Annotated in this window: 2 protein-coding genes and 1 pseudogene; all 3 read right to left on the bottom strand. The window is 35.9% G+C overall.

The genetic code is table 11. The features are described from left to right. Window positions 1-1189: CDP-glycerol glycerophosphotransferase family protein (locus tag WEIDD23_RS00605; RefSeq protein WP_197458750.1), on the bottom strand; the 1189-nt coding region annotated here is incomplete at its 3' end. A 192-nt stretch (window positions 1190-1381) separates the two neighbouring features. Then, on the bottom strand, window positions 1382-2587 hold the full coding sequence (locus WEIDD23_RS00600) for a YfhO family protein (RefSeq protein ID WP_062358654.1): 1206 nt from the start codon (window positions 2585-2587) through the stop codon (window positions 1382-1384). 44 nt (window positions 2588-2631) lie between these two features. Further along, window positions 2632-3373, bottom strand: a pseudogene (locus tag WEIDD23_RS00595) (hypothetical protein); the annotation flags it as partial.

Raw genomic sequence — 3373 nt, 5'->3', positions numbered from 1 at the left:
CTAAATAAAAGATACCTTCAGGCTCGACGGTATTTCGTCGGATTAAAGTGTCAAATATATCAAACGTGTGTAACGTTTTGTACTCTTTCTTATTTAGAACTGCATTGTCAATTTTTTCGATTAAAGTATCAACCGAAGAACCCGCATCATACTCAAAAAAGTGATTTAACAAGTCTGCTTTTTTTGTTATAACTGGTAGATTTGAACCCAATAAGTCAATGAATTCTGCAAAAGAATATGCATCAACGCCATCCGTCAGTTCAAAATAATCTCCAACTAATTCCAGATCATTGACATACTGATCATAATCAGGGATATAGCGGATAAACCGTTCGACACCACTTTCGAGCATATCGTAAAAGATTGACGAATAGTCAACTACCCCAACTGTAATCTTATTGAAAATTTCGTATACATCGTATTTGTCATCCCAGAAATAAACATTTTCATCATCTTCATATTCTTCCAAGGCTGCCAAATACTCTGGATCTTCAAGCATAAACGGATGTAGCTTAATGATAAAGAGCGAATTGCTGTCGGCCATTTTTTGCGCAACGGCCCCAAGATTAGGCAAGAGCTTTTTAAACGACCCATTTACATTCGTAAAGCGGTACGTTGGCGCAAACAAATAAACGTCGTCATATTTTTCAATAAAGTCTAATGCGCCGTTATCAGTACGCATATTCTCAAATTGGTACACTTGATTTCGCGGATAACCGCCACGAATAATTTGTGACTCATCTAATGGCATATCTTCGATAAAATGATCTTCCATAGCTTTCGAAGTAGCCAAGAATTTGAGGTTGTTTTTATATAATTCGAAGTTTCGCACGTACTTTCGCACGATACTTTCTGCAAGAGCAGACTCAGCCCCTAAAGCAAGTTCGATATGCTTAAGTCCAACCCCATGCCACAGATTAATAATTTTGATATCAGGGTTCATTTCTGCGGGATATTTTTCACGGAAATTTTCTGTTATATACACATCCGCGTTACTAAACAAGCCCCGTGCCTTCTTACTATTTGATACAACCGCGTGATATCCTAGGCTAGACACAAGCGCTGCATCCTGCTCTGAATCAGCAACCCACCAAACTTCATGCGTTTTGGCAGAATGTTCCGCCATATACATCACCAAAGCTTTTGGGTTACCTTGCCATTTATAAGATCCAAATAACCAAAGTTTCATTTACTTACTCCATACTATTTCTAAAAGCCCCATCCCAAACTAGAGCACATATCAAGAATTATACACTAACGTAGCGTTTCTTTTAATATGAAAAAAATCTTTTAACAAGTTATATAGAAATTCACTTTAAACTAAAAGCCTCTTTCAGATTTCCTAAATCCGAAAGAGGCTTTTAAAACCATATTTTTTAAATTATCTATTGCGAATTACTCTAACCATTCCAAATATAATCAGTAAGGTAATAGTTATTAGTGATATGACAATAGTTACTCGAAGATATGGGGTATGGTACTTAAGTTCTACTAAGTGATTGCCTTTGTTTAACGCAAACCCAATAAAGCCAACATTTGTCTTTACGATTTTTGCAGGTTTTCCATCGATTAGCAAATTCCATCCAGATTCTAGATATGGAATAGACGTAGCCATAAATTGTTTTTTTGAAGCAACATTAATAGTTGTCCGTAATCCCTTGTTACTTAATTTAACATCAATGTCTTTATTTTTTTTATGAATTTGCTCAACAGAACGCTTCACATTTCCCATTGGAACTGCAACAATTTTCATTTTTTTAAAACTCAAAATGCCTTTTTTGTTTAATTTAATATCCACAAAATGTCTTTGGGCATCCGAACTTCCTATATTAATCATCACTTTTTCTTGAGGATTGTAAAAGGTAGTTTGCTGTTGACCATAATCTATGAATGAATTTTCGTACTTATTACTTGCAGTAAACTTCAAAATGTACGCAGTCTTGTCTGAATTGCCCCAATTAATCAATTCATTGAATTTCTTTTGTCTTGCTGAAACTTTTCCAATTCCCATAGAATGGCTTGGTACATCTTCATTTGTGGCGTCAACGTTGTGAATTGCCTGTGCAAATGTTTGCGCTTTAAAATGCAGACCCTCAAAATATAGCATTAATTGGTAACCGCTATTATTCACTTCGTTAGGTAGTGATACTCTAACCGTTTGACTGTTGAGAAAATTGAACTTCCCTTCATGCTGGGTATCCAGCGTAACAGGCTCATTTTCCGTGTTTACTACCCCAGTTTTCTTTTCATCTACAACTGTATTGTTGGTCAGTACTGAAGATCTTTGCCAACTTGGTAAAGCATAATACTGTCGTTCTGAAATAGTGTTATCTGCCTTGTACACCAAAGGAACAGATGTCTTACTTGTATATAGTGGCGACACACCATTGTTCTTATACAAGACAAACGGCAACCGCTTATTTCCAGAGTACGAATATATCTGATTCACACCAAGCAGTGACAACAATTCTTCACGATTGTCCATCTGACGCAAAGGATCCAATTTCTGCGTAGGTGTATTTACAACAGATTTAGAAAAATCATACACAAATTTATTATCCAAAGAATTGTATGATTCAAGTGTCATAGCATGATCGAATTGAGCAAAATTTGCTCGATTAAGTGAACTTGTCAAGTCCGTTGAAGCGTAACTAACTCGCTGCGCTTTTGTTTTTTAAATACGTCAAAAGGGTGATAATCATTAATACGGGATTGACTATACAAATTAACAAGGTTGCCACCCGTCTCAGAATAAGCAAACGCCCCTACTCCAACAATATTAAACACAGCAATGAACAGTAGGGAATTCTTTCTTTTTTTGGAAGGAAATGCAATTACAAATGAAGCCGCAACCAGACTAACCATCGAAATTAATGCGTACCCCTTACTAAGGCTGATTGGTAATGCAACTACAACCGCCAAAAAGGCAATTCCAATGGTTACAAAAACTGTAACCTGTAACCTATGATTAAATATAGTTTCTAAATTTTCTACCATCCAAGCTGTTGCGTAACTTATCGTCAAGATAAATATAATCACCCAGCGATTCGAAGGTGTAGTTCCTCCATTCATAATCGCTGCAACCAGTGGAAACATTAGCATTATCAATTGAATGAAAAGTGCAGCTACTAATTTTTTGTTTTGTTTCCAAAACACAAAAACAACTACCAAAGAGATGAAAGCCACAGCATTTACTGCTACGTTAGTATAAAAGCCCGGAGATTTAAGAACGAACAATCCTTGTACAAAATTAAAATAATATTTTGCTGGGTATAACCATAAGCCATTAGCTATGACTCCTCCAACTCTTGGAGAATTTAAAATTGCTCGTACGGATTGTACCCAAAAAGGCATTGAAATCAATAAAGAAATT

The organism is Weissella sp. DD23 (assembly GCF_001579105.1).
Classification (GTDB): Bacteria; Bacillota; Bacilli; order Lactobacillales; family Lactobacillaceae; genus Weissella; species Weissella cibaria.
This window is presented reverse-complemented; position numbering and strand designations above follow the sequence as displayed.